The sequence below is a fragment of the Nonomuraea salmonea genome (assembly GCF_042428605.1).
In the GTDB taxonomy this organism is placed as follows: Bacteria; Actinomycetota; Actinomycetes; order Streptosporangiales; family Streptosporangiaceae; genus Nonomuraea; species Nonomuraea salmonea.
On sequence record NZ_JBHMCF010000029.1, the window covers coordinates 350146 to 376638 of the forward strand.

Consider the following 26493-nt stretch of genomic DNA (forward strand, 5'->3'; position numbering starts at 1 on the left):
GGGACGGCCGTACCGTTCGGGAAAGCGCTTTCCACCCGTTGTGCCTGAAGGGATCCTCATGAGCGTGCGCACCATCGGCGTCGTGATGAACGGCGTCACCGGACGGATGGGCTACCGCCAGCATCTGGTCCGTTCCGTCCTGGCCATCAACGAGCAGGGCGGCGTCACGCTCTCTGACGGCTCCAGGGTCGCCCTCAAGCCCGTCCTGGTCGGCCGTAATGCCGACAAGCTTGCAGATATCGCTACGAAGCACGATATTTCCGATTTCACGACTGACCTCGACGCCGCACTCGCCGACGACGCCAACCTCATCTACTTCGACGCCCAGGTCACCAGCGCCCGCGTCAAGGCCGTGCTGAAGGCCATCGAGGCAGGCAAGCACATCTACGCCGAGAAGCCCACCGCCGAGTCCACCCAGGAGGCGCTCGCGCTGGCCGAGGCCGCCGCCGCCAAGGGCATCAAGAACGGCGTCGTCCAGGACAAGCTCTTCCTTCCCGGCCTGCTCAAGCTGAAGCGGCTGATCGACGGCGGCTTCTTCGGCCGCATCCTGTCGGTGCGGGGCGAGTTCGGCTACTGGGTGTTCGAGGGCGACTGGCAGGAGGCGCAGCGCCCGTCCTGGAACTACCGCTCCGAGGACGGCGGCGGCATCGTGCTCGACATGTTCCCGCACTGGCACTACGTGATGGAGAACCTGTTCGGCCGGGTGCAGTCGGTCTATGCGCGGGCGGTCACGCACATCCCCTCGCGCGTGGACGAGCAGGGCAACGCCTACCAGGCGACCGCCGACGACGCCGCGTACGGGATCTTCGACCTGGAGGGCGGCATCGTCGCCCAGATCAACTCCTCCTGGGCGGTCAGGGTGAACCGGGACGAGCTGGTCGAGTTCCAGGTGGACGGCACGCACGGCAGCGCCGTGGCGGGCCTGCGCAACTGCCGCGTCCAGCACCGCTCGGCCACGCCCAAGCCGGTCTGGAACCCCGACCTGCCCGCCACCGCGCGCTTCCGCGACGGCTGGCAGGAGGTGCCGGACAACGCCGAGTTCGACAACGGGTTCAAGGTGCAGTGGGAGCGGTTCATCCGGCACGTGCTGGAGGACGCGCCCTTCCCGAACGACTTCGCCTCGGGCGCGAGGGGCGTGCAGCTGGCCGAGCTGGGGCTGCGTTCCAACGCCGAGGGCCGCAGGATCGAGGTGCCGCAGCTGTGAGGATCGAACTTCCCGGATTCGGGTCCTATCCCCTGCGCGAGCAGAGGACCTGGCCGGTCGAGAGCGCGCCGGCGCGCGGCCGCATCGCGTACGCCGCCGCGCACGTCGTCGCCGACCCCCTCGGTGACAACACGCCGGGCTCACCGGCCGCCGTCGACTGGGACGCGACCCTGCGCTTCCGCCGCCACCTGTGGTCGCACGGGCTGCGGGTAGCCGACGCCATGGACACCGCGCAGCGCAACATGGGTCTCGACTGGGCTGCCACCCAGCAGCTGATCAGGCGCAGCGCCGCCGAGGCCCGCGCGTTCGGCGACCCGGCCACGCTCGTCTCGTGCGGGGCGGGCACCGACCACGCGCCGGGCGCCGCGGACCTGGACGCGATCACGCAGGCGTATGCCGAGCAGATCGAGACCGTGCAGTCGGCGGGCGCCGGCGTGATCATCATGGCCTCCCGCCAGCTCGCCGCGGCCGCCTCGGGCCCGCAGGACTACCACAGGGTGTACGGCAAGCTGTTCGGCCTGGCCGACCGCCCGGTGATCCTGCACTGGCTGGGCGAGATGTTCGACCCGAACCTGGCCGGCTACTGGGGCTCGCCCGACGTGGACGCGGCCACGAACTCGTTCCTGGAGCTGATCCACGCGCACGCCGCGCAGGTGGACGGCGTGAAGGTGTCGCTGCTGGACGAGGACCACGAGGTGCGGCTGCGCGCCGCGCTGCCCGAGGGCGTCAAGCTCTACACCGGCGACGACTTCAACTACCCGTCGCTGATCAAGAGCGGCTCCCACGCGCTGCTCGGCATCTTCGACGCGATCGCCCCGGCCGCGGCGGCGGCGCTGCGGACCCTGGACGCCGCCGAGTCGGCCGATGACGCGGCCGAGCGGGAGCGGCTGCTGACCGCGTACGACGAGATCCTGGCCCCGACCGTCACCCTGTCGCGCAAGATCTTCGAGGCGCCGACCTACCACTACAAGACCGGCATCGTCTTCCTGGCCTGGCTGAACGGCCACCAGGACGCGTTCGCCATGGTGAACGGAGCCCAGTCGGCGCGCTCGCTGCTGCACCTGTCGGAGGTGTTCCGCCTGGCCGACCAGGCAGGGCTGCTGGCCGACCAGGAGCTGGCCGTGCGCAGGATGCGGGCGCTGCTGGCGGTGAACGGACTGTGAGCCTGTCGCTGAACCAGTGGACGACCCGGCGCTGGTCGCTGGCCGAGGCGGTGGACGGCTGCGTCCGTCACGGCCTGGAGGCGATCGGGCTGTGGCGGGAGAAGGTCGAGGAGCAGGGCCTCGCGCAGAGCGTCAAGCTGGTACGCGCGGCCGGGCTGCGCGTGTCGTCGCTGTGCCGGGGCGGCTTCCTGACCGCGGGCGGCCTGCCCGGCGAGGAGGGCAGGACGGCCTTCGCCCACGCCCTGGACGACAACCGGCGGGCCATCGACGAGGCAGCTGAGCTGGAGGCGGCCTGCCTGGTGATGGTCGTGGGCGGCCTGCCGGGCGTGCGACCCGGTGAGGCGCTGCCCGAGGGATTCACCCGTGACCTGGCGGGCGCCCGGGAACGGGTGGCCGAGGCGCTGGCGGAGCTGGCCCCGTACGCCGGCGAACGCGGGGTCAAGCTGGCGCTGGAGCCGCTGCACCCGATCTACTGCCCCGACCGGGCGGTGCTGTCCACGCTAGGTCAGGCGCTGGAGCTGAGCCTGCCCTACCCCGAGGAGCAGGTCGGGGTGGTCGTGGACACCTTCCACGTGTGGTGGGACCCGCGCCTGGCGGCGGACATCGCGCGGGCGGGCAGCAGGATCGCGAGCTACCAGGTGTGCGACTACCTGCATCCGCTGCCGGCGGACGTGCTGCTCGGGCGGGGGATGATGGGCGACGGCGTGATCGACTTCCCGCCGATCACGCGCGCCGTCCAGGCCGCCGGGTACGCGGGCGACGTCGAGGTCGAGATCTTCAACGCCGACGTCTGGGCCGCCGACCCCGACGAGGTGGTGGCCACGATGAAGGCCCGCTACGAGGAGCTGGTGCTCCTCTAGAAGTCAGGGAAGCGTGACGGTGCCGGCGGCGCCGTTCACGGTGATCTCCTGTCCGCTGCCGACGCGGTGGGTGGCGTCGGGGACGCCGACGACGGCGGGGATGCCGTACTCCCTGGCCACCACCGCGCCGTGCGACATCGCGCCGCCCATCTCCATCACCAGCCCGCCCGCCGTCAGGAACAGCGGCGTCCAGCCGGGGTCGGTGGAGGGGCAGATGAGGATCTCGCCCGGCTCCAGGTGGGCGCCGTGCGGGTCGAGGACGACGCGGGCGGTGCCGGTGACCGTGCCGGGGGAGGCGGGCGTACCGGTGAGCGCGCCGGGGTCGGCGGTGGCGGCGGCGAGCGCCTCGGGCTCGGTGCCGTCGGAGAGCAGCACCCTGGGCACGTGCCTGCGGCGCCGCTCCCGCTCGTGCGTCGCCCGCCGCTCGGCCACCAGCTCCCGCAGGTCGCCGCCCTTCAGCGCGGCCCTGGTCTCGCGCAGGTCGAGGAAGAACACGTCGTCGGCCCGTTCGAGCACGCCCAGGCCCACGAGGTGCTCCCCCACCGCGAACAGGCTTCGCCGGACCGCCGCGAGCGTCTTGACCAGGTAGAACTTGGGCAGTTCGCGCAGCCCGGCGTAGTGGCGGGTGCGGCCGAGCGCCCACCGCACGAAGGGGGCGCGCCACCGCGCGCGCCGTCCGGCCCGCGCGGCCAGCTCGCCGATCCTCCGCTTCGCCTCCCGCGTGCCCTTCTCGAACAGCTCGCCCGGAGTGAGCCCGCCGTCCATGCGCAGGTAGTTGGCCAGCACGCCGAGGAGGTGGCCTGGCTCCTCGGACCAGCGCGGCACCCCGACATCGATCTCGGCGACGCCGCGATGGCCGTATTTAGCGAGGAACGCGGTGACCTCGCGCTGGGCGACCGGCGGCAGCTCGCCCTCCTGGAAGCGGCGGACCAGCTCGGGCACCGGCAGCTCGCGGAACGGCTCAGGCTCGACGCGGGTGGCGAGGTGCCACAGCTCCAGGTCCATCTCGGTGGTCGGGTTGTGGGGCACGCTGCGCAGGACGTCGCTCATCTCGTCCAGCGGGACGCCCGACAGCCGGGCCGACAGCGCGTAGAGGGCGTAGCCGGTGATCGCGGTCGGCATGATCCTGATGATCAGCGGGAACAGCCGGGCGAGCACGTGCTGGGCGTGGTCGAGGCGCTGGGCGGGGGTGGCGGAGGAGGGCACGTGCAGGCGCCGGTCCAGCTCGGCGCCGATGGCCACGCTGTGGGCCAGGGCCCGGCGCGGGCTGGTCAGCGCCACCCAGAAGCGCACGGGCAGCCGCAGATTGGCGGCGAAGCGCAGGAACCCCCGCAGGAACGGCCGCACGGAGCCGCGTGCGGGCGCCAGGCGCGGGTCCTCGAACAGGCCCTGCATGATGCTCACGGCCCTGGCCTCGCCGAGCGTCAGCGCGCGCGGCAGGATGGCGCGGCCCGGCCTGCTGCGTACGGCGGCGGTGATGTCGAGCCAGGCCCGCTCGCCCGAGACCGCGAAGAACCCCGCGCCGTCGATGGGGTCGGCGGGCGCGTTCCCGGCCAACCCGGCCCCGCCCGCGCTGATCAGCCGGAACGCCGCCACGCCCATCGGCGTCAGCGGCCCCATGACGCCCTGCAGGACGTTGACCGACAGGTAGACCCGCAGCCCAGGCCGCGTGGTCTCGGGCAGGGGGTAGAGCGTGGTGATGGGCCTGGCCTGGGTGAGCCGGAGCGTGCCCGCGGCGTCGATGGCCCACTCGGTGTCCTGGGGCGCGCCGTAGTGGTCCTCGACGCGGGCGCCGAGCTCGGCCAGGCGGCGTACCTCGTCGTCGGTCAGGCACAGCTCGCCCTGAGCGGTCTCGACGCGCTCGGTGCCGCCGCCGGGGACCGCCCTGATGGCCAGCGCCTTGTCCCCTGCGCTGCGTTCGAGGACGCGGCCGTCGCGGAAGCGGAAGCGGTCGGGGTTGACCGCGCCGGAGACCACCGCCTCGCCGAGCCCGGGGCTCGCGTCGATGACGATCTCGCGCCGCCGCCCGGTGACGGGGTTGGCGGTGAACATCACGCCCGCCACGCGGGCGTCCACCATCTCCTGGACGACCACCGCGAGCCGGACGGCGGCGTGGTCGATGCCGTTGGACTCGCGGTAGGAGACCGCGCGGTCGGTCCACAGCGAGGCCCAGCACCGGCGTACGGCCGCTAAGAGCGCCTCCTCCCCCACCACGTTGAGGAAGGTGTCCTGCTGGCCGGCGAAGCTGGCGAACGGCAGGTCCTCGGCGGTGGCGGAGGAGCGCACCGCCACCGGCACGTCGTCCCCGAGCTCCCGGTACGCCCCCACGATCGCCGCCCGCATGTCCTCCGGCATCGGCGCCTCCAGCAGGTGCCGCCTGGCCCGCTCGGCCGGCGCGGGCCCGCCGGTGTCGAGCCCTTCCGCGACCCGCCGGTACGCCTCCGTCGTGAGCACCCACCCGGGCGGCACCGGCAGGCCCGCCCCGGTCAGCTCGCCGAGGTTGGCCGCCTTGCCGCCCACCTCGGCGAGCATCCCCGCGTCGATCTCGGCGAAGCTCAGGATCGTCTTCATCGCGTGTCCCCCTGCCGTCGGGCGTCCTGCCCCCAGTGTCACGCTTCCCGGGGAAGAATTCAACACGCGATGAATCTAGATCTCCAAGGGAGCCCCGTCCAGGTTCCAGGAGGGGTCCACGGGCACGCCCAGCGCGGCCAGCGCCGTTGGGGCCACGTCCACCAGCCGGGGCCCCTCGAGGGCGCGTCCGCCCAGGTCGTGGCCCAGCCGGTGGAGCACCACGAAGACCGTGCGCTCCTCGTCGGAGGTGCCGCCGTGGCCGCCCGAGTCCACGTGACCGTGGTCGGTGGTGACCAGCACCGTCCAGCTCTCGCGGGCGTAGGAGGAGCGGGCGCGGATCGTGTCGAGCAGCCGGCCGAGCTGGGCGTCCTGGGTGTGCAGGGCGGCGGCGTACTCGGGGCAGTGGGGGCCGAGGGCGTGGGCGACCTCGTCGGTGTCGCCGAGGTAGACGAAGACGGCGCCCGGGTCGCCGTCCGCCAGATGGCGTACGGCCGCCGCGGTGACCTGGGCGTCGGCCTCCGACCAGCCGACGGCGTAGCCGTCGAGCACGAAGCGGTGGCCGATGGCGGGGCCGAACGCGCCGTGCTCGGCGAGCGCATCCCAGGAGAAGAAGGCGGCGGTGGCCAGGCCGGGGCGGGCGGTGGCGGCGCGCGTCAAGAAGTCCGGATATTTCAGGAAACGGGGGTCGGTGAACGCGTTGTCCACCACGCCGTGCTTGTCCGGCCAGACGCCGGTGGCGATCGACGACCAGCCCGGCCCCGAGTCCGTACGCGACGCGATCACCCGCCCGGCCTCCCCAGGCTCGGGACTCTTGGGGACGACCTCGCCGGGCGACTCCGTACGCGGCGTGCCGGCCTCGCCGTACGGGAGCTTGCTGGTGCCGTACGCACCGGAGGACATCAGGCCGGCCAGGACGGGGGCGCCGAGCGCGACCAGCCGGTCGTAGCGGAGCCCGTCCATGCCGACGACGAGCACCTTGTTGTTCAGAGCGGACATGCCCCTAACTCAACACCACCGACATGTCCGGCATGCCACCGGAAGGCGGTCAGGAGGAGAAGCGGCGCACCCAGCCCGCCGCGCCCGGCAGGATCTCCTCGACCGGCGCCACCTGCGGATACCAGGTGCGCTCCCACTCCAGCGACACCCATCCGTCGTAGCCGGCCGCGCGCAGCAGCTCGCCCGCCTCCTCCAGCGGCACCGTGCCCGTGCCCATGGGCACCGGAGTCGTGTCCTGCTCGGAGACCGCGTCCTTGACCTGCACGTATGCGAGGTAAGGGCCCAGCTCGGCCAGCGTGCGCGCGGGCGGCTCGCCGTGCCGCCACGGGTGCAGCAGGTCCCAGATCGCGCCGGTCGTGCCGGGGCGGTCCGCCTCGGCGAGCAGCGCGGCCACGGCGGCGCCGGTCGCCATCGCGTCGTGCGTCTCGACCAGCACGCGGCGGCCCAGCTCGGCGGCCGTACCGGAGACCGCCCTGAGCCGGCGGGCGCCCACGGACGGATCGCCGCCGCGCGGGAACACCCGCACGCCGGGCGCTCCGAGGTCGGCGGCGAGGCGCAGGTCGGCGAGGAGCGCCTCGACCACCGGCTGGTCCGGCCCCGGCTCGCAGACGCCCGCATATCCGGCGAGCGCCGAGATTTCCAGCCCGGCCGCCTCGATCCGCTCCCGTACGGACGCCCGCTCCCGCGCGTCCAGCCCCGCGTGCACCCCCGTGTCGGGATGCAGCCGCAGCTCCAGCCCCTGGCACCCATGCCCCGCGGCGAGCTCGATCGCCCTGCCGAGGTCCTCGCCCGGCATGCCCAGCGTGCTGACCGCCAGCCTCACGCCATCCTCCTGACGCTCTCGCGGAGCACGACCTCGCCGGCGACCTCCTCGACCACCACCGGGTCGGTCTCGTTGAGCGCCAGTTCGAGTGCGCGCGCCCCCATGTCCTGCAACGGCAGCCGTACGGTCGACAGCGCGGGCACATGGTCACGCAGTGTCACGATGTCGTCGAACCCGGCCACCGACACGTCCTCAGGCACCCGCACCCCACGCTCCCTGCAGGCCGCGAGCGCGCCCACCGCCATCACGTCGTTGACCGCGAACACGCAGGTGGCGTCGCCGACCTGCTGGGCCGCGGTGTAGCCGCCGTCGCGGTCGAAGGGCCCGTGGATGATCTGCGGCGCGGGCAGCCCCAGCTCGGCGAGCGCCGCGGCGAACCCGGCGCTGCGGTCGGCGGCGGTCACCAGGTGCGGCGGCCCGGCCAGCACCGCGAACCTGGTGTGGCCCAGCCCCGCCAGCGCCCTGGCGAGCTCGGCGGCGCCCTGCCGGTTGGCGGGCGCGACGGTGTCGACGCCGAGGAGGTCCTGTCCGACGCAGGCCGCCCGGCCGCCGCCCGCCTGGTAACGGGCCAGCTCGTCGCGCAGCCGGCCGGTGACGGCGGGGTCGGCGACCCGGGAGCCGACGAGCAGCACGGCGCGCACCCGCTGGGCGTGCAGCGTGGAGAGGTAGGCGATCTCCTGCTCGGGGTCGCGGTGCGTGGTGCCGACCATGACCAGCAGGCCGTGGGTGGCCGCCGCGCGCATCGCGCCGTCGGCCAGGGCCGCGAAGTAGGGGTCGGTCAGGTCGTGCACGACGATGCCGATGACGTTGCTCGCCCCTCTGGCCAGTGTCTGGGCGGCGATGTTGGCCCGGTAGCCGAGCTCGTCCGCGGCCCGCTCGACGCGTGCCCGGAGTGTCGCGCCCACCTGGCGGGTGCTGCCGTTGAGCACCCGCGAGGCGGTCGCGAGCGAGACGCCCGCCTGCTTGGCGACGTCCTCAAGCGTGACCACGAGACCTCCCGGTAAGCGGTTTCCCTAGCTGCCTGGCCGACACCTGGACCCGCATACTGCCATGTCCTGGGCCGGCGGCAACAGGATGCCCCACCGGGAAGGCGGCTCTCCACTCCGGCTCTCCGCTCCGGGCCCGCCCTCCGGGGAGGAGGCGGGCGGACTGGTCAGAACCAGGGGAAGAGGATGTCGAGCAGGCCGCCGCCCTTGTCCTCCTGCACCGGCGCCTCGGTCGCCGTCTCCACCGGGTTGTCGGAGGTCGACTCCTGCGCGTTGTCCTGCTGCTGGGAGCTGGAGTCGTTCCTGTTCGTGGTCGTGTTGTCGTCGATGCGCGACGGGCCGTCGTCCGACTGGCGCTCGGGCTCGCGGGTGGGCCGCTCGGTCTTCTCCTGAGTGTCCTGCTCCCCGCGCTGCGCCCTGGTCGGGGTGGCCGACGGCTCGCGGGTCGGCCGCTCGCGCGACTGCTGCTGGGCGGGCGGGGTGCTCGCGGTGGGCCGGTTCGGCTGGCCGGCCGTGTCGCCCGTGTCGCCGGTGTCACCGGTGTCGGCCGTGTCGCCGGTGTCGTCGGTGGCCTCGTCCGTGGGCTCGGTCTCCTCCTCGGCCGGAGCCTCCTCCTCTTCCTCGGGGGCGGCGGCGTCGGTCGGCGAGGACACCTCGCCGGCGCTGGCGCAGGAGGCGCCCGCGCACGGGTCGTCAGAGGAGGTGCCGGTGAGCATCCAGCCGGCGCCGACGCCGAGCAGCACCACCGCGGCCGCCGCGACCAGCAGCAGCCTGGTACGGCGGCGCACCTCGCCCTCGCCGTCACCGGAGTGCCCGTCGTAGGAGCCGCGCGAGCTCCTGGGCTCGCGGGGCTCGCGGGCGTCGTCGGAGTCGTCGGTCCAGCCGGAGCCGAGGAAGCCGCGCTTGGGCCGGTCGTCGTCGGCGGCGTCGTCGCGCGTGGGGTCGTAGCCGCGGTCGAGCGGCAGGTACGCGTTGTCGTCCTCGATCGCGTGCGGCCCGCTGTAGTCGTCCACGCGGTTGTAGTCGTCCACGCGGTGCGGCCCGCTGTAGTCGTCCACGCGGTGCGGCCCGCTGTAACCGTCGATGGGCTGCGGTCCGCTGTAGTCGTCGGCAGCCAGGTCGTACGGTCCGCTCGGCCCGCCGAAGTCACGCCCGCCGAGCACGTCGTCGGCCGCGCCGTAGCCGGCGTAGTCGCGCGAGCCCGTGTCGCGGCCGTCCTGGTCGTAGCCGCTCAGCACATCGTTGCCCCCGCCGAGCACGTCGTGCCGGTCACCGCCGGAGCCGAGCACGTCGTGCGGGTCGTCCAGCACGTCGCGCGGCGGGTCGTCGAGCACGTCACGCCTGCTCGTGTCCGGCAGGATGTAGGTCTCGTTGCCGCTGACCTGGATGGCGGGCTGCTCGTCGGTGTCATCGGTGCTCCACCGCGGAGACAGCACGTCACCCGTCATCAACTCCGGGTTCAACGACCTACCCTGCCCATCGTCGTACGGCCTGTCGTTCTCGTCGCGCGCCACGGGGAACCTCTCTAGTGCGTATTCGGACCGCGCCCCTTCCTACCACTACTTGTCCGGAAATTTCACTTGTTTCACTAAAACTACTCTCCGTAACATTCGCCCCAAAGGTGTTTTGGCGTCCCACTGCACGGGTATGGCAATCTGATCGTCCGACCAATCCCTGTTGCCCGCCGAGCGTTTTGGAACGAGCTCAAAGGCAGGGATTCGTACTGGTGTCGACGACCTTGTCCTTGAGCGAGTCGGGAATCGCCGACAGCACGCGGACCCCCGGCCAGTCCTTGCCGATGACGAGCTGAATGACCGGCCCCTTCGGCATCTTGGCCGGCGGCGTCTTGGCGGTGTACGGCTGCGAGACCGTCGCCTTGACCTTGCCCTCCACGGGCGTGCGCTTGTCCTTCGAGAGCCGGGCCGCCACCGCTTCACCGTAGGCCGGGCCGTCGGCGGCGTCCTTCTTGGCGTACCTGATGGCGGTGGTCGGGGTGGGGGTGGCGTTGCCGACCTGCGTCACCACGAACCCCTGCGCGGCGAGCGCGTCGGCCACCTGCAGCGCCTTACCCTCCTCGCCGGTGGCGTTGAGCACCTGCAGCCGCACCTGCTCGCGCTTGACCGCGGGCGCGCTGGACTTGCCCGGCGTGGGCGCCTTGGTGACCTCGACGTCGTTGCGCACGTTCTCGAAGAAGTCGCGGGCGGCCGGCTGGGCGAACTGCACGCGGTTCTTGTCCTGCGGCCACGGCTCCGTCGGCACGGTGATGCCCTTGAGCTCCTTGGCCGTCATGCCGCGCACGCTGTTGGCGATCTCCAGCATGCGCTCAAGGGTGAGCCCCTCGTCCACGGTCACGGACTTGGTGGCGGCGCGCAGGAAGTCGTTGAGCCCGCCGGGGTCGGTGAGCAGGCCGCCGTCGGTGATCTTCTTCATGACCTGCTGCAGGAACACCTGCTGGCGCTGGATGCGGCTCAGGTCGCTGCCGTCGCCGAGCGCGTAGCGGGTCCGTACGTACCCCAGCGCCTGCTCGCCCTTCACCACGTGCTTGCCGGCGTCGAGCACCAGCTTGGCCTTGGGGTCGTTGACCGGCTTGGGCAGGCAGATCTCGATGCCGCCGATGGCGTCCACGATGCCCTTGAAGCCGGTGAAGTCGACCTTCACGAAGTGATTGATCTTGATGTTGGTGAGGGACTCGAGAGTCCGCGCCGTGCACTCGATGCCGCCCTCGTTGAAGGCCGCGTTGATCTGCTTGATCCCGGCGGGCAGCACGCCGCCGTTGTGTCCCTGACACTCCGGGACGAGCACCATGGAGTCACGCGGGAAGCTGATCATGGTGGCGTTGTCCCGGTTCGGGGAGATGTGCAGCAGCATGATCGTGTCGGTGCGCTCGCCGAGGTGCTGCGACTGGGGACCGTACTTCTTGTTGTCGCCCTCGCGCGAGTCGGAGCCCACCAGCAGCACGTTGAGCGCACCGGTCTCGGGCGGGCGGCTCTTGCCCACGTTGAAGGGCCGGCGGTCGATGCCGCTGTCGAGGTAGCGGTAATAGGCGTAGCCGCCGATCGTGGCGATCACCAGCACGAGGGTCAGCGCCACGCTGACCCAGCCGAGCGGCGTGAGCGGGTTCTTGCGGGGCTGCGACCTGCGCCTCCCGCCCGATGGCTGAGGCGGCGGCGGGGGTGGCGGTTGCGGGGGCGGCGGAGCGACCCGCCGACCCAGAACCGCTTCGTCGTGCCGGTCCCTCATGCGGTTCACCCCTCGCGCCATGATCGCGAAGCATAGTCACAAATGCCGAGCGACGAGTATGACTCCTCGCATCATGTCAAGGTTCGTACGCCGCCATGGGGAAGAGTGTGACCCGAAGGCCAGTCCTGCGTTACCTCAGCGAGGGCTCCATCCAAAGCTCCCGAACACCGGGCGGCACCACGCACGGTGACGCCATCATGACGTCATGCTTCTGACCGAGATGGCTCCTCCTCCCGGCGCCCAGGAGCTGGCCGGGCTGCGTGCCCGTGCCAGATCCGCGCGGCGCGGCGCCCTCGTGGCGCTCACCGCCTCGATCGCGCTGCTCACCACCGCCCAGCTGCTCGCCGACCGGGCCGCGACGCGAGAGCAGACGCTCCCGCTCGCGGTGCTGTCGCTCGCCGTCTTCGCCGCCGCCCTGCCCGCGATGGCGATCACCCAGTACGTCTGGGGCTCCCGCGCCCGCCGGGTCCGCGAGCGCGAGCACGAGCTGTACGCCGCCGTCTTCTCCGGCCGCGCCCGCCCGCTGGCCCGGCTGGCGGTGGCCGGCTGCTGGGCGGTGACGCTGTTACTCGGCTGGACCGTTCCCCGGCTGTTCGGCCAGGCCGCCCAGTACGGCCTGGCCGACGCGCTGAGCGCCGCCACCGACGCGATGGCCTGGGCCTCGATCGGCGCCGGCGCGCTGTTCCTGCTGTGGTGGGCCCGCGACGCCGCCCTGACGGTGACCCGCGCCCTGCGGGCGGGCGGATCGCCCGGCGACCCCTGGGACCCCGGACGGAGCGCCCGCCGGCGCGAGGGCGCGATGCTCTGGACGGGCGCGGCCGTGGCGATCGCCGCCCTGCTCGGAGCCCGCGCCCACCTCTGGGAGCCGGCCACGGGCATCGTCTACGGCCTGCTCACCACCGCCCTCGTCTGCGGCGTGGTTACTGACGAGTAGCATAAGGCACGGAACCCCTGCTAACTACGAGGAGCGAATCCGTGCCTTCCTCTCGTGACGTCGTGTTCGTCGACGGCGTGCGCACGCCTTTCGGCAGGTCAGGGCCGAAAGGCCTGTACGCGGAGACCCGCGCCGACGACCTGGTCGTCCGCGTCATCCGCGAGCTGATCCGGCGTAACCCCGGCCTGCCGCCCGAGCGCGTGGACGAGGTCGCCATCGCCGCGACCACCCAGACCGGCGACCAGGGCCTGACCATCGGCCGCTCGGCCGCCGTGCTGGCCGGCCTGCCCAAGAGCGTGCCGGGCTACGCGATCGACCGCATGTGCGCGGGCGCGATGACCGCGGTGACCACGGTCGCCGGCGGCATCGCGTTCGGCGCGTACGACGTCGCGATCGCCGGCGGCGTCGAGCACATGGGCCGCCACCCGATGGGCGAGGGCGTCGATCCCAACCCGCGGTTCCTGTCGGAGCGGCTGGTCGACCCGAGCGCCCTGGTCATGGGCATGACCGCGGAGAACCTGCACGACCGTTACCCCTCCATCTCCAAGGAGCGCGCCGACGCGTACGCGGTGCTCTCGCAGGAGAAGGCGGCCAAGGCGTACGCCGACGGCAAGATCCAGCCCGACCTCGTGCCGACCGCGATCAGAACCGCCGAGAAGGGCTGGGGCCTGGCCGTCGAGGACGAGGCGCCCCGCCCCGGCACCACCATGGAGGGGCTGAGCGGGCTCAAGACGCCGTTCAGGCCGCACGGGCACGTCACGGCGGGCAACTCCTCCGGCATCAACGACGGCGCCACCGGGTGCGTGGTCGCCGCCCGCGAGGTCGCCGAGGAGCTGGGGCTGACGCCGAAGATGCGGCTGGTGTCGTACGCGTTCGCGGGCGTCGACCCCGAGGTCATGGGCGTCGGACCGATCCCGTCCACCGAGCGGGCGCTGCGCCTGGCGGGGCTGGACATCTCCGACATCGGGCTGTTCGAGATCAATGAGGCGTTCGCCGTCCAGGTGCTGGCCTTCCTCGAGCACTTCGGCATCGCCGACGACGATCCGCGCGTCAACCCGTACGGCGGCGCGATCGCCTACGGCCACCCGCTCGCCTCCTCGGGCGTGCGGCTGATGACGCAGCTCGCCCGGCAGTTCGGCGAGCGTCCCGACGTGCGTTACGGCATCACCACCATGTGCGTCGGCATGGGCATGGGCGGCACCGTGATCTGGGAGAACCTGGCATGAGCGAGTTCGAGACCTGGCGGTCGCTGCTGAGCGAGCGCAACACCGACGAAGTCGTCACCAAGGCGCTGGTCCGCGACGTGCGGCTGCCGTACGGCGCGGGCACGATGGCGCTGATCACCCTCGACAACGGCTTCGACCACACCAAGCCCAACACCTTCGGCCCGCACGGCCTGTTCGCGCTCAACGGCGCCCTGTCGGAGATCGCCGCGCGCACCGACCTGGTGGCCGTGGGCGTGACGGGCAAGCCGTTCATCTTCGCCGTCGGCGCCGACCTCAAGGGCGCCGCCTCGGTGACCTCCCGCGAGGAGGCCAAGGCCATCGGCGCGCTCGGCCACCACGTGTTCCGGCGGCTCGGCGAGCTGGGCATCCCGTCGTTCGCGTTCGTCAACGGCGCGGCCATGGGCGGCGGCCTGGAGATCGCGCTGCACTGCTCCTACCGGACGATCTCCGCGGGCGTGCCCGCGGTGGCGCTGCCGGAGTGCTTCCTCGGGCTGGTGCCGGGCTGGGGCGGCACGCAGCTGCTGCCCCGCCTCATCGGGCCGCAGAAGGCGGTCAAGCTCATCATCGAGAACCCGCTGTCCAACAACCGCATGATCAAGGGCAGGGAGGCGTACGAGCTGGGCGTCGCCGACGCGATGTTCGAGCCCGCCGACTTCCTGGAGGAGTCGCTGCGCTGGGCCGCCCGCGTCGTCAAGGGCGAGGTGACGGTGCAGCGGCCGGCCCACGACGGCTGGGAGAAGGCCGTGGCCGACGCGCGGTTCCTGGTGGACATGAAGCTGCGGGGCGCCGCGCCCGCGCCGTACCGGGCGCTCGACCTGATCGCGCTGGCCGAGACCGCCTCCAGGGACGAAGGCTTCGCCGCCGAGGACGAGGCGCTGGCCGACCTGCTCATGAGCGACGAGCTGCGGGCCGGGCTCTACTCCTTCGACCTCGTGCAGCGCCGCGCCAAGCGGCCTGCGGGCGCGCCCGACCCGTCGCTGGCCCGCAAGGTCACCAAGGTCGGCGTGGTCGGCGCGGGGCTGATGGCCTCGCAGATGGCGCTGCTGTTCGCCCGCCGCCTGGAGGTGCCGGTCGTGCTGACCGACCTCGACCAGGCCCGCCTGGACAAGGGCGTGGGCTACGTGCACGGCGAGGTGGACAAACTGCTCGCCAAGGGCCGCGTCTCGGCCGACCAGGCCAACCGCCTCAAGGCGCTGGTCAGCGGCTCGCTCACCAAGGACGCCTTCGCCGACGCCGACTTCGTCATCGAGGCCGTCTTCGAGGACCTGGCGGTCAAGAAGCAGGTGTTCGCCGAGGTCGAGGCCGTCGTCCCAGCGGAGTGCGTGCTGGCCACCAACACCTCGTCGCTGTCGCTGACCGCCATGGGCGCCGACCTCAAGCACCCCGAGCGGCTGGTCGGCTTCCACTTCTTCAACCCGGTCGCCGTCATGCCGCTGCTGGAGATCATCAGGGGCGCGGCCACCGACGACGCCACGCTGGCCACCGCCTTCGCCGTCGGCAAGACGCTGAAGAAGTCGTCGGTGCTGGTCAAGGACGCCCCGGCGTTCGTGGTCAACCGGCTGCTCACCTGCTTCATGGGAGAGGTCGTCGCGGCCGTGGACGAGGGCACGCCGCTGGAGACCGCCGAGCACGCGCTCGACGGCCTCGGGCTGCCGATGACGCCGTTCGCGCTGCTGCAGCTCGTCGGCCCGGCCGTCGGCCTGCACGTGGCCGAGACGCTGCACGAGGCGTTCCCCGACCGGTTCGGCGTCTCGGAGAACATGGCCAAGCTCGTCGAGTCGGGCAAGCCGGGCGTCTACCTGCCCGACTTCACGCTCGACCCCGAGGCGGTCGCGCTGTTCGCCGGCGGCGCCTCGCCGTCCACCGCCGAGCAGGTGCGCGAGCGGGTACTGGCCGCGCTGGCCCGCGAGATCCGCATCATGCTGGACGAAGGCGTGGTGGCCGCGCCGCAGGACATCGACCTGTGCATGATCCTCGGCGCGGGCTGGCCGTTCCACCTCGGCGGCATCACGCCGTATCTCGACCGCACCGGCGTCGCGAAGCCCCGTTTCCTCGCGCCGGGCGTGGCGTCCGTACCGGCCCGATTTTAAGCTCGCTTGAGGAGGTCCGTACGCGGACCTCCTCTCCTCTTCACCGGATCCGTCGTAGCGTTTGGTGCCGTCCTACGAACGGAGAGTAACCATGATGAGAGCAGCAGGCACCCTCATGCTCTGCGCCGCCCTCCTGGCCACGTCGTCCTCCCCCGTGCTGGCCGCGGCAGCCCCCAAGGCTCGTCTCAAGGTCGTCTACGGGGTCAAGGGCGGCGGCGCCAAGTCGGCCTACCTCAACTGCGCCCCCACCGGCGGCACCCACCCCAACGCGCGGGCCGCCTGCCGCCTGCTCAAGCAGGCCGGCGGCGACCCCGCCAAGCTCAACGTCAAGCCCGACGCCGCCTGCACCCGCGAGTTCCAGCCGCACGCCGCCGTGATCGTCGGCACCTGGTACGGCAAGAACGTGCGCTGGGGCAAGGTCTACGTCAACGGCTGCCACATGCGCGCGGCCACCGGAGCGGTCCTCGCGCTCTGACCACCCTTGGCCCTCTGGCCGCTCCTCACTCACCCGAGGAGCGCCAGGGGGCCGCCGCGGTCCTGCTGTGCCGGTAGCCGTAGGCGAAGTAGAGCACGATCCCGATGGCCATCCAGACCAGGAACCGCAGCCACGTCTGCACCGGCAGGTTGAGCATCAGGTAGAGGCAGGCCAGCACCGACAGGATCGGCAGCCAGGGCACCAGCGGCGCGCGGAAGGCCCGCGGCAGGTCGGGTCGCGTCCGCCGCAGGATGATCACCCCCAGCGAGACGACCACGAACGCGAACAGCGTGCCGATGTTGACCAGCTCGGCCAGCTCCCCGAACGAGACGAACCCGGCCAGCGCCATCGTGACGAGCCCGATGATGATCGTCAGCCGCGCCGGGGTGCCGAACGTGGGGTGCACCACCGCCAGGGAGCGCGGCAGCAGCCCGTCGCGGCACATCGCGAACAGCACCCGGGTCTGGCCCAGCAGCAGCACCAGCACCACGGTCGTCAGGCCGGCGATCGCGCCCACGCTGATGATCGTGGCCAGCCACGGCTGGCCCACCGAGATGAACGCGTCCGACAGCGGCGCCGCCTCGCTCAACTGGCTGTACTTCTGCATGCCGACGACGACGAGCGAGACCGCGACGTACAGGACCGTGCAGATGGCCAGCGAGCCGATGATGCCGCGCGGCACGTCGTGCTGCGGCTCGATGGTCTCCTCCGCGGCGGTGGCGACGATGTCGAAGCCGATGAAGGCGAAGAACACGATCGCCGCGGCCGAGAAGATGCCGATCACGCCGAACGCCACCGGCTCGATGCCGAACAGCACCTGCACGAGCGGCGCCTGCAGCCCCTCCACGCGCGGCGTGGAGATCGGATCGGGGATGAACGGCGTGTAGTTCGCGCCGTTGACGAAGAACAGGCCCGCCACGATCACCAGCAGCACCACCGCGATCTTGGTGATCACCAGGATGAGGTTGACCCGTGAGGACAGCTTGATCCCGGCCACCAGCACCGCCGTGAGGATGAGCACGATCAGCACGGCCGGCACGTTGACCACCGGATCGGCACCCGCGATCGAGGCCGGCAGCTCCAGGCCGAGCGAGGCCAGCAGCGAGGCGAAATAGCCCGACCAGCCGACCGACACCACGGCGGCGGCCAGCGCCAGCTCCAGGATCAGGTCCCACCCGATCACCCAGGCGGGGAACTCGCCCAGGGTCGCGAAGGAGAAGGTGTAGGCCGACCCGGCGACCGGGATGGTGGAGGCGAACTCCGCGTAGCACAGCGCGGCGAGCCCGCACACGATGCCCGCGACGACGAACGAGACCGCCACGGCGGGGCCCGCCACGTCTCTGGCGACCTGTCCGGTCAGCACGAAGATCCCGGTGCCGACGATCACGCCGATGCCGAAGACGGTGAGGTCCGTGGCGGTCAGGCGCTTGCGCAGCTGGTGCTCGGGGGCTTCGGTGTCGCGGATCGACTGTTCGACGCTCTTCGTGCGAAAGATGTCCACCGGGTGATCCTTCCCCCACCCAGAGTGATCATTCTCGAGAACGCCTGCTCCGCTGGAGCTCCTGATGCGCGGCGGTGATCGCGCCCGATCACCGCCACGACAGGCGTTCCAGCGGCCGGCTGAGCGTCGAACTCAGCAGGTTCTCAGCGGCGGGCCGGCTCGGCGGCCGAGGTGCGGCGCGCGACCGCCTCGGTGATCTGGCGGGCGAGGTCCTGCCCGGTCAGGCCGATCTTGCCGAGGATGGCGGCCCGCTTGGCGTGGTCGAGGAAGCGCTGCGGGATGCCGTAGGTGCGTACGGGCACGTCGACGTCGGCGTCGCGCAGCAGCCGCGCCACCGCGTCGCCCACGGCGCCGACCCGGCCGTTGTCCTCGACGACGGCCACCAGCTTGTGCGCGGCGGCGGCCGTCACGAGCGCCTCGTCGAGCGGCTTGACCCAGCGCGGGTCGACCACGGTCGCGGCGATGCCCTGCGCGTCGAGCAGCTTGGCGGCGTCCATGCAGACCTGCGTCATCGGGCCCACACCCACCAGCAGCACGTCGGGCTCGCTCTCGGGAGCGCGCAGCAGGTCCATCTCGCCCAGCTTGCCGACCGCCTCCAGCGACTCGGCGACCGGGCCCTTGGGGAAGCGCAGCACGGTGGGGCCGTCGGAGACCTCGACGGCCTCGCGCAACAGCTCGGTCAGGCGGTCGCCGTCGCGCGGCACCGCGACCTTGAGCCCGGGGACGACCTGGAGGATCGACAGGTCCCACATGCCGTTGTGGCTGGCGCCGTCGTCGCCCGTGACGCCCGCCCGGTCGAGCACCACGGTGACCGGCAGGCGGTGCAGGGCGACGTCCATGAGGAGCTGGTCGAAGGCGCGGTTGAGGAACGTGGCGTAGACGGCCACCACCGGGTGCATGCCGCCGAGCGCGAGCCCGGCCGCGCTGGTGAGCGCGTGCTGCTCGGCGATGCCGACGTCGTAGATGCGCTCGGGGAAGGCCTCGGCGAAGGCGTTGAGGCCGGTCGGGTGGAGCATGGCGGCGGTGATCGCGACCAGGTCGTCGCGCTCCTTGCCGAGCCTGACCAGCTCTTCGCTGAAGACGTTGGTCCAGATGCGGCCCTTGGGCTTCTCCGCGCCGGTGGCCCGGTCGAAGGCGCCCGGCGAGTGGAACTGGTCCTCGTCGTGGTTCTCCGCCGGGCTGTAGCCGCGGCCCTTCTGGGTGACGGCGTGCACGATGACGGGGCCGCGGAAGTCGCGGGCCTTGCGCAGGGCCGCCTCCATGGCCTGCTCGTCGTGGCCGTCGATGGGGCCGAGGTATTTGAGCCCGAGGTCCTCGAACATCACCTGCGGCGCCAGGACGTCTTTCACGCCCTTCTTGAAGCCGTGCAGAGCGTCGTAGAGGACCGGGACGTTGCCCAGCTTGTCCTTCACGTATTCGAGCATGTCCTCGTAGCGGCGGTTGACCCGCAGCGAGGACAGGTGGGAGGCCAGGCCGCCGATCGTCGGCGAGTAGGAGCGCCCGTTGTCGTTGACCACGATCACGACCGGCAGGTCCTTGAACGCCGCGATGTTGTTGAGCGCCTCCCAGGCCATGCCGCCGGTCAGCGCGCCGTCGCCGATGATCGCGACCACCGTGCGGTCGCGCGCGCCGCGCAGCTTGAACGCCTTGGCCAGGCCGTCGGCGTAGGACAGCGCGGTGGAGGCGTGGGAGTTCTCGACGAAGTCGTGCTCGGACTCGGTCTGGCTCGGATAGCCGGACAGGCCGCCCTCCTGCTTGAGCGCCTCGAAGCCGGCCGCCCGGCCGGTGAGGAGCTTGTGCACGTACGCCTGGTGGCCGGTGTCCCAGATGACCGGGTCGTTCGGGGAGTCGAAGACGCGGTGGACGGCGATGGTCAGCTCGACCACGCCCAGGTTGGGCCCAAGGTGACCGCCGAACCTGGCGCAGGAGTCGACGAGCAGGTCGCGGATCTCTCCGGCGAGCTGCGGCAGCTCCTCGACGGCAAGCCGTTTGACGTCGTGCGGTCCCTCGATCGAGCCCAGCAACCCGCTCACGGATGCGACTCCCCTCTGCTCTTTTGCGCCGATCCCCAGAGTCTAGTTCGCAAAGGCGTCACTGACTCCATCAAGTCAAATGCACCCACAAATGTCCGATCTTGACCTAGTCTTGCGGACCATATGAACTCCGTCCCCGCCGGCCGGCTCGTGGCGCTCGTCGCGGCAGGCGTGGCCCTCGCGCTGGCCGCCGCCGCCTTGACGCTGGTGCTCGCGGACGTGGCCACGACTTCGACCGACCCCGCGTACGGGGGACGGCAGCCCGCAGCGCCGTCCGGCAGCGCGGGCCAGAGCAGGCACGGCGGCGCCGCGGTCGCCGGACGGGCGACGGCCACCGCGAACCCCCTCTACAAGACCGGCCGGCTCACGGACGTGAACTGCCGGCCGGGCAGCCTGCCCGCGGGGAGCATGCCCGCCTACCGCCGCTTCCTGACCCGCGTGACGGCCTGCCTGAACAAGGCGTGGGCGGCGCAGTTCCGCAAGGCCGGGATGCCGTTCGCCAAGCCGCGGCTGCGCATCATCACCCGCAAGGTCAAGACGCCCTGCGGCTCGTGGAACACCGGCGCCGACGGCGTCTACTGCTCCACCGACCGCACGATGTACCTGATGATCAGCAAGGACCAGCTGCGCAACCCTTTCCCGCTCGGCATCACCCGGCTGATCGCCCACGAGTACGGCCACCACGTGCAGCAGGTCTCCGGCATCTGGAATTACTACTGGGCGGCGCGCACGGTCGCGGGCAAGGCCAAGAGGTTGCAGCTGTCGCGTAATTCCGAGTTGCAGGCCGAGTGTTTCTCGGCCGTGTTCATGAGCACGATGAAGGGCACGTCGCTGGTCACCGACGCCGACTGGGCGTACACGGTGGGCTGGTTCAGGAAGAACGGCGCCAAGGGGTGGCCGCAGAACGACCACGGCAAGGGGCCGACGCAGGCCGCGTGGATGACGCGGGGGTTCAATCGCGGATCGCCGGGAGCCTGCAATACCTGGGCCGCCAATCCGCGGAATGTCACCTGATAGTGCGTTATTTCTTCGCCTGGAGCTCCTTTTTTCACTAGGGTGCCGTCTCATGCGTATCCCCTTCTTAGCGCTCATGGCGGGCGCCCTGGCCGGTGTGCTGTTCGCCGGAACCGCGCACGCGGCCTCCTCATCGGCCGCTCCCTACTCGTCCGTCCTGACGAAGAACAAGCTCTACAAGGCGGGCAAGCCCGGCGTACGGACCTGCGAGGAGCCCGAGGTCCGCACCGGCAGCGTGGAGGAGGCCGAGCTGTACTTCGAGGCCGTGAAGGACTGCCTCGACCGCGCCTGGGCCCCCGTCGTCAAGAAGGCAGGACACCGCTTCACCAAGCCGAAGTTCTCGATCGTCACCAAGGTCGGCGCGAAGACCAGGTGCGGGCGCTTCCCCGGGGGCGCGCAGGCCCTCTACTGCCAGAAGGACCGCTCCATCACCTTCCTGCTCAGCCCGAACATCGTCGAGGAGCCCACCGACCTGGCGCTGATGCAGGTGCTCGCCCACGAGTACGGCCACCACGTGCAGCAGCTCACCGGCATCATGAAGGCCGGCGACCGGATCATCGACGGGCGTGACGAGGATCGCGCGTACGCCGCGCTGCGCCGTCTTGAGCTGCAGGCCCAGTGCCTGTCCGGCGTCTTCGTCGGCCGCGTCTGGGACTCGCTCGGCCGGCCCGACTCCGACTGGAACATCCTGGCCAAGGGCACCCACAACCCCATCGCCCTCGACGCCATCGGCGTGCGCAGCGGGGCCGACGACACGCACGGCAGCGACAAGAGCAACACCTTCTGGCTGCAGCGCGGCTTCACGTCCCAGTCCACCGGGGTCTGCAACACCTGGACGAGCTCCAACGCCAGGGTGCGGTAAATCACTCTTCCAAGGCTTATGATCCGCGATCATGCGCCTTTTCCTTTTAGCGCTGGCGGCGTGCGCGGTCGCGGGACCCCTCACGCCGCCACCCGCGAGCGCCGCCGCCCAGGTGCCCTCGTCCGGGCTGCTCGGCGCGATGAGCGGGGACGTCATCCCGCACCGCTGCCCGATCCCCCGGATCGAGCCGGGCAGCGTGGCCTCGCTCAAGGCCTTCCACCGGGCGATGGCGGCCTGCGCCGACGGCTTCTGGGCGGCCCGCTTCGCCGCCTCCGGGCTGGCGTACACGCCGCCCTCGGTCAGCGTCACCACCGGGCGGGACTCCGTGTGCGGGACGATCGCCGGCAGCGGGGCGCAGTACTGCCCTGAGCAGAGCACCATCGTCATCCGCATCACGAAGAGCGACCTGCGTGACCCGTTCAGGATGAACATCGCCCACTCCGTCGCTCATGAGTGGGGTCACCACGTCCAGCACCTCATCGGTGTCCTCGACGCCCAGGCCGCCCTGTACGCCCCCGCCTCCGCCAAGGCCAGGAAACTGCTCAGCCACCGCCTGGAGATGCAGGCCGAATGCTTCGCCGGCGTTTTCTACAGCGCCACCCTGAAAAGCATCCGCCCGGGAATCTCATGGAGAGACTGGGTCGCCGCCGTCCGCCGCGCCGACGAAAGCGACATTCACGGCAAGCCCCGCAACTTAGCCTGGTGGCAAGACCGCGGCTACCGAGGCGGCACCACGGGCTTCTGCAACACCTGGACCGCCACCACCAACCGAGTAACCTGACCTCCCACCCCCGAGCTTCCGTCCTTCCGGAGAGAAGAGGGATCGCGCGAGGCCCGCTCCCCCGCCGTCGAGCTTCTGTCCCTTGGGGAGGAGATGGCTGCGGACCGCCCGCCACTCCCCCACCGCCGGACTGCTGTCCTTTGAGGGAGGAGGAAGTGTCAGGCTTCCGTCCCTTGGAGAGGAGATGGGTGCGCGCCGCCCGCCACTCCCCCACCGCCGGACTACTGTCCTTTGAGGGAGGAGGAAGTGTCAGGCTTCCGTCCCTTGGAGAGGAGATGGGTGCGCGCCGCCCGCCACTCCCCCACCGCCGGACTACTGTCCCTTGAGGGCGGAGGAAGTGTCGTGCTTTGTCCCTTGGAGAGGGGACGGAGGGTGGGCGGGGCTCGCCGCTTTCGCGCCGTTGTGGTGCTGGTTCTTGGGAGGGCGGGCGTTTCCGTCGCCGTCAGGCGTTGGCGCGGGCCAATACTTCCAAGGGGTCGGAGAGGACGTGGGCGAAGGCCAGTTCGGCGGCGCCGACCAGAGGGGCCGCGTCGCCCAAGGCCGAGGTGCGCAGGCGCAGGCGTTCGCGCTGGTGGGCCATGGCGTGCAGGGCGAGCTGCGAGCGGACCTGGGCGGCGGAGCCGAGGTAGATCTCGCGCAGGACACCACCGAAGATGACCAGCTCGGGGTTGAAGATGTTGACGAGGTTGGCGACGCCGAGCCCGAGCCAGTCGCCGACCCGGCTGAGCGCCTCCTGGGCCACGATGTCGCCACGGTCGGCCGCCTCGACGACCCCGCGCACGGCGTCGCGCCCCTGCCGCCCGTCCGAGACCCGCCCGGCCGACTCCAGCAGGGTGCGCTCCCCCACCTCGGCCTCCAGGCACCCGTGCGACCCGCAGCCGCACGCCCGCCCGCCCGGATTGACCACCATGTGGCCGACCTCGCCGCCGTAGCCGTCGTGCCCGCCGATCAGGTGGCCGCCGGAGATGATGCCGCCCCCGATGCCGACGTCGCCGTGCAGATAGATGAGGTCACGTACGGCGACGCCGACACCGCGGCTGTGCTCGGCGAGCGCGGCCAGGTTGGCGTCGTTGCCCACGCTGACGGGCAGGCCGAGGCCGAGCCGGCGCGCCAGCTCCTCGCCGAACGGCACCTCCTCGGCCTTGAGGTTGGGCCCGAAGCTGACGACGCCGTCGGCCTTGCGCACGCCGCCCGACACGGCGGCCGCGGCGCCGACGCAGACGGTGTCGTCTCTGGTCTTGCGCCGCATCTGGCGGGCGAACCCGGACAGCACCCCGGTCAGCTCGTCGAGCTCGAACCGGTCGCGGTCGCGTACGGCCTCGCGCCGGTCGAGGATGACCCCGCCCAGCCCGACGCGCGCCACGGCGAGCCGGTCGGGGCCGACGTCGAAGGCGAAGACGTAGACCCGCGCCGACTCGGGCCGCACCACGAGCGAGGGCCGCCCGGCCCTGCCGGTCTCGCGCGGCAGCTCCTCGCGTACCAGCCCCGCGGCGGTGAGGTCGGAGGTCAACGCCATGATCGTGCTGCGATTGAGCCCCATCTTCGAGGTCAGCTCGGCCCGCGAGATCGGCCCGCCCAGATGGACATGGCGGAGCAGCGCGCCGAGGTTGTGGCGCCTGATGTCCTCTTGGGAGGGGCCGGCACGCATGGTCTGGGGTTCCTTCAGGGGCTGCGGATCGCTGATCACCTTAAACCAGCGGCAGCCGCCCGCTTGCGCGCCAGAGCGTCGACACCCGCCGCGAGCAGCAGGACCGACCCCGTGACCAGGTATTTGACGCTGGAACCGTACCCCATGAGGCCCATGCCGTTCTCGATCACCGCGACCACCGCGCCGCCCATCACGGCGTCGAGCACCCGGCCCTTGCCGCCGAAGAGGCTGGTGCCGCCGATGACGGCGGCGCCGACCGCGTACAGCAGGACGGAGCTGCCGCCCGTGTTGGGGTCGACGGAGCTGGCTCTGGAGGCGGCCACGATGCCGCCGATGGCGGCCATCGAGGAGCAGATGACGAACGCGCTGATCTTGATCCGGTCGACCGGGATGCCGGCCCGGCGGGCGGCCTCGGTGTTGCCGCCGACCGCGTACAGGTGCCGGCCGAACGAGGTGCGGCGCAGCACCACCGTCCAGACGATCAGCAGCACGAGGATGACCGGCACCACGATCGGCACGCCGGTGAGCGAGACCAGCGCGGGGTTGCGGCTGCGCTCGAGGTTGAGCGCGGCGACCGCGAGCCCGGCGAACAGCGCCAGCAGGCCGACGCGGAAGGCGATCAGCGAGATCGGGTCGGCGGCGAGGCCGCGCTTGGTGCGGTTCCTGGCCCGGCGCAGCTGCACGGCCGCGAAGACCGCCACGCACACCAGGTAGAGCGCCCAGCCGAGCCACGGCGGCAGGTTCTTGTTCGCGATGGCGACGACCACGCTGTCGCGGATGGAGATGTTGGTGCCCTCGTCGACCAGCACCAGGACCAGGCCCTGGAAGGCGAGGAAGGCGGCCAGCGTCACCACGAACGACGGGATGCCGACCTTGGCGACCAGGCTGCCGAGCACGGTGCCGATGATGACGCCGGTGAGGATGGCGGCCAGCATGCAGACGTACCAGGGCAGGCCCGCGTTGGTCAGTGTGACGGCGAGCACGGCCGCGCAGACGCCGCTGGCGAACCCGGCCGACAGGTCGATCTCGCCGAGCAGCAGCACGAACACCAGGCCCATCGCGATGAGCGTGACGGCCGCGCCCTGCGTGAACAGGTTGGCGAAGTTGATCGCGGTGACGAAGGACGGCCGGGCCACGGCGAAGACCGTGCAGAGCACGACCAGGCCCAGCACGGCGGGCAGCGCGCCCATGTCGCCGCCGCGCACCCGCTGGATGTAGGCGAGGAAGCTGTTCCTGATCGACGGAGTCTGCGCGGCCGCGACGATGGCCTCTCCGGGTAGTTCTTTGACCTTGTTCATGATGTGACCCCGTTCTTGAGGCCCAGATCGCCGCTGCGGCCTGAAGTGATCAGTTCGACGACCTGCGCGTGCGTCACATCGGAGGTCTTGACCTGGGCGGCCATCCTGCCGAGGTAGAGCGCCGCGATCCGGTCGGAGACGGCGAACACGTCGTTCATGTTGTGGGAGATGAGCACGACGGCCAGGCCGGTGTCGGCGAGCCTGCGCACCAGCTCCAGCACCTGCGCGGTCTGGGCCACGCCCAGCGCCGCGGTCGGCTCGTCGAGGATGACGACCTTGCTGTTCCACAGCACGGCCTTGGCGATGGCGACGGTCTGCCGCTGCCCGCCGGACAGGCTGGAGACCTGCTGCCTGATGGACTTGACGGTACGGACGGACAGGCCGCTGAGGGTGCGCTCGGCCAGCTCCTCCATGCTGTCCTCGTCCAGCAGGACGCCGTTCTTGCGCTCACGGCCGAGGAACATGTTCTGGACGATGTCGAGGTTGTCGCACAGGGCGAGGTCCTGGTAGACGATCTCGATGCCCAGCTCGCCCGCGTCGCGCGGGCTGTGCACGTGCACCTCTTTGCCGTCGAAGAGCAGCGTGCCCGCGTCGATGGGGTAGATGCCGCCGATGCACTTGACCAGGGTGGACTTGCCGGCGCCGTTGTCGCCGACGAGCGCTGTGACCTCGCCGGCGTACGCGGCGAACTCGACCTCGTGCAGGACCTTCACCGGGCCGAAGCTCTTGTCGATCCCGCGCACTTCAAGGAGGGGGGTCATGGATCTCCCTAAACGGGGGTACGGCCG

Annotated in this window: 21 protein-coding genes; 10 read left to right on the forward strand and 11 right to left on the reverse strand. The window is 71.4% G+C overall.

All coding sequences use genetic code 11. The annotated features are described in order from the left end of the window. Nucleotides 1–58: 58 nt before the first annotated feature. From ACFFR3_RS25770 to ACFFR3_RS25780, 3 genes are read left to right on the forward strand one after another with little or no spacing between them, the layout of a single operon-like run. On the forward strand, nt 59–1204 hold the full coding sequence (locus ACFFR3_RS25770; protein WP_345387290.1) for a Gfo/Idh/MocA family protein: 1146 nt from the start codon (nt 59–61) through the stop codon (nt 1202–1204). Then, complete coding sequence (locus ACFFR3_RS25775) at nt 1201–2367, forward strand: dihydrodipicolinate synthase family protein (protein ID WP_345387292.1); 1167 nt, start codon at nt 1201–1203, stop codon at nt 2365–2367. Before ACFFR3_RS25770 ends, ACFFR3_RS25775 begins: the two co-directional genes overlap by 4 nt. Continuing rightward, complete coding sequence (locus tag ACFFR3_RS25780) at nt 2364–3227, forward strand: sugar phosphate isomerase/epimerase family protein (RefSeq protein ID WP_345387294.1); 864 nt, start codon at nt 2364–2366, stop codon at nt 3225–3227. The genes ACFFR3_RS25775 and ACFFR3_RS25780 overlap by 4 nt, the downstream gene beginning before the upstream one ends. Nucleotides 3228–3230: 3 nt before the next feature. Here the strand turns inward: ACFFR3_RS25780 and ACFFR3_RS25785 are convergent, their stop codons facing one another. The 6 genes from ACFFR3_RS25785 to ACFFR3_RS25810 all read right to left on the reverse strand — a co-directional run bounded on the left by ACFFR3_RS25785 (nt 3231) and on the right by ACFFR3_RS25810 (nt 11693). After that, nucleotides 3231–5798, reverse strand: coding sequence for a PEP/pyruvate-binding domain-containing protein (locus ACFFR3_RS25785; protein WP_364363817.1), 2568 nt, complete (start codon nt 5796–5798; stop codon nt 3231–3233). A gap of 75 nt (nt 5799–5873) precedes the next feature. Continuing rightward, complete coding sequence (locus ACFFR3_RS25790) at nt 5874–6794, reverse strand: alkaline phosphatase family protein (protein WP_359531133.1); 921 nt, start codon at nt 6792–6794, stop codon at nt 5874–5876. A gap of 49 nt (nt 6795–6843) precedes the next feature. Further along, a complete protein-coding gene (locus ACFFR3_RS25795) occupies nt 6844–7617 on the reverse strand; it encodes a sugar phosphate isomerase/epimerase family protein (RefSeq protein WP_359531130.1) in 774 nt (257 codons plus the stop codon). Further along, on the reverse strand, nt 7614–8606 hold the full coding sequence (locus tag ACFFR3_RS25800) for a LacI family DNA-binding transcriptional regulator (RefSeq protein ID WP_364363811.1): 993 nt from the start codon (nt 8604–8606) through the stop codon (nt 7614–7616). Before ACFFR3_RS25800 ends, ACFFR3_RS25795 begins: the two co-directional genes overlap by 4 nt. Nucleotides 8607–8770: 164 nt before the next feature. After that, a complete protein-coding gene (locus ACFFR3_RS25805; RefSeq protein ID WP_364363808.1) occupies nt 8771–10066 on the reverse strand; it encodes a hypothetical protein in 1296 nt (431 codons plus the stop codon). Between the two features lie 241 nt (nt 10067–10307). Continuing rightward, nucleotides 10308–11693, reverse strand: a complete 1386-nt coding sequence (locus tag ACFFR3_RS25810; protein ID WP_379483978.1) for an LCP family protein — start codon at nt 11691–11693, stop codon at nt 10308–10310. A gap of 355 nt (nt 11694–12048) precedes the next feature. Here ACFFR3_RS25810 and ACFFR3_RS25815 point away from each other — a divergent pair, with 355 nt between their 5' ends. The 4 genes from ACFFR3_RS25815 to ACFFR3_RS25830 all read left to right on the forward strand — a co-directional run bounded on the left by ACFFR3_RS25815 (nt 12049) and on the right by ACFFR3_RS25830 (nt 16568). Then, nucleotides 12049–12777 carry a hypothetical protein gene (locus ACFFR3_RS25815; protein ID WP_345387306.1) on the forward strand — a complete coding sequence of 243 codons (729 nt, stop codon included), beginning with the start codon at nt 12049–12051 and terminating at the stop codon, nt 12775–12777. Between the two features lie 62 nt (nt 12778–12839). Beyond that, a complete protein-coding gene (locus ACFFR3_RS25820; RefSeq protein ID WP_345409294.1) occupies nt 12840–14003 on the forward strand; it encodes a thiolase family protein in 1164 nt (387 codons plus the stop codon). Next, a complete protein-coding gene (locus tag ACFFR3_RS25825) occupies nt 14000–16093 on the forward strand; it encodes a 3-hydroxyacyl-CoA dehydrogenase NAD-binding domain-containing protein (protein ID WP_364363799.1) in 2094 nt (697 codons plus the stop codon). The genes ACFFR3_RS25820 and ACFFR3_RS25825 overlap by 4 nt, the downstream gene beginning before the upstream one ends. Nucleotides 16094–16184: 91 nt before the next feature. Next, nucleotides 16185–16568 carry an SSI family serine proteinase inhibitor gene (locus ACFFR3_RS25830; RefSeq protein ID WP_364363796.1) on the forward strand — a complete coding sequence of 128 codons (384 nt, stop codon included), beginning with the start codon at nt 16185–16187 and terminating at the stop codon, nt 16566–16568. Between the two features lie 25 nt (nt 16569–16593). Here ACFFR3_RS25830 and ACFFR3_RS25835 read toward each other — a convergent pair whose 3' ends face one another. Both ACFFR3_RS25835 and dxs read right to left on the reverse strand, forming a co-directional pair. Next, entirely contained in the window at nt 16594–18069 is a 1476-nt protein-coding gene (locus tag ACFFR3_RS25835; RefSeq protein WP_379483979.1) for an amino acid permease, read from the reverse strand. Nucleotides 18070–18212: 143 nt separating this feature from the next. Next, nucleotides 18213–20093, reverse strand: a complete 1881-nt coding sequence (gene dxs, locus ACFFR3_RS25840; RefSeq protein ID WP_345409296.1) for a 1-deoxy-D-xylulose-5-phosphate synthase — start codon at nt 20091–20093, stop codon at nt 18213–18215. 132 nt (nt 20094–20225) lie between these two features. Here dxs and ACFFR3_RS25845 point away from each other — a divergent pair, with 132 nt between their 5' ends. From ACFFR3_RS25845 to ACFFR3_RS25855, 3 genes are read left to right on the forward strand one after another with little or no spacing between them, the layout of a single operon-like run. Further along, nucleotides 20226–21116, forward strand: a complete 891-nt coding sequence (locus tag ACFFR3_RS25845; RefSeq protein WP_364363790.1) for a neutral zinc metallopeptidase — start codon at nt 20226–20228, stop codon at nt 21114–21116. A gap of 52 nt (nt 21117–21168) precedes the next feature. After that, complete coding sequence (locus ACFFR3_RS25850) at nt 21169–21978, forward strand: neutral zinc metallopeptidase (protein ID WP_364363787.1); 810 nt, start codon at nt 21169–21171, stop codon at nt 21976–21978. 31 nt (nt 21979–22009) lie between these two features. Beyond that, entirely contained in the window at nt 22010–22759 is a 750-nt protein-coding gene (locus tag ACFFR3_RS25855) for a neutral zinc metallopeptidase (RefSeq protein ID WP_379483980.1), read from the forward strand. A 442-nt stretch (nt 22760–23201) separates the two neighbouring features. On the opposite strand, the gene ACFFR3_RS25860 is transcribed toward ACFFR3_RS25855, so the two are convergent. From ACFFR3_RS25860 to ACFFR3_RS25870, 3 genes are read right to left on the reverse strand one after another with little or no spacing between them, the layout of a single operon-like run. Next, entirely contained in the window at nt 23202–24407 is a 1206-nt protein-coding gene (locus ACFFR3_RS25860) for an ROK family transcriptional regulator (protein WP_345387317.1), read from the reverse strand. 35 nt (nt 24408–24442) lie between these two features. Then, on the reverse strand, nt 24443–25705 hold the full coding sequence (locus ACFFR3_RS25865) for a sugar ABC transporter permease (RefSeq protein WP_345387319.1): 1263 nt from the start codon (nt 25703–25705) through the stop codon (nt 24443–24445). Beyond that, nucleotides 25702–26466 carry an ATP-binding cassette domain-containing protein gene (locus ACFFR3_RS25870; RefSeq protein ID WP_355422023.1) on the reverse strand — a complete coding sequence of 255 codons (765 nt, stop codon included), beginning with the start codon at nt 26464–26466 and terminating at the stop codon, nt 25702–25704. The genes ACFFR3_RS25865 and ACFFR3_RS25870 overlap by 4 nt, the downstream gene beginning before the upstream one ends. Nucleotides 26467–26493 lie beyond the last annotated feature (27 nt).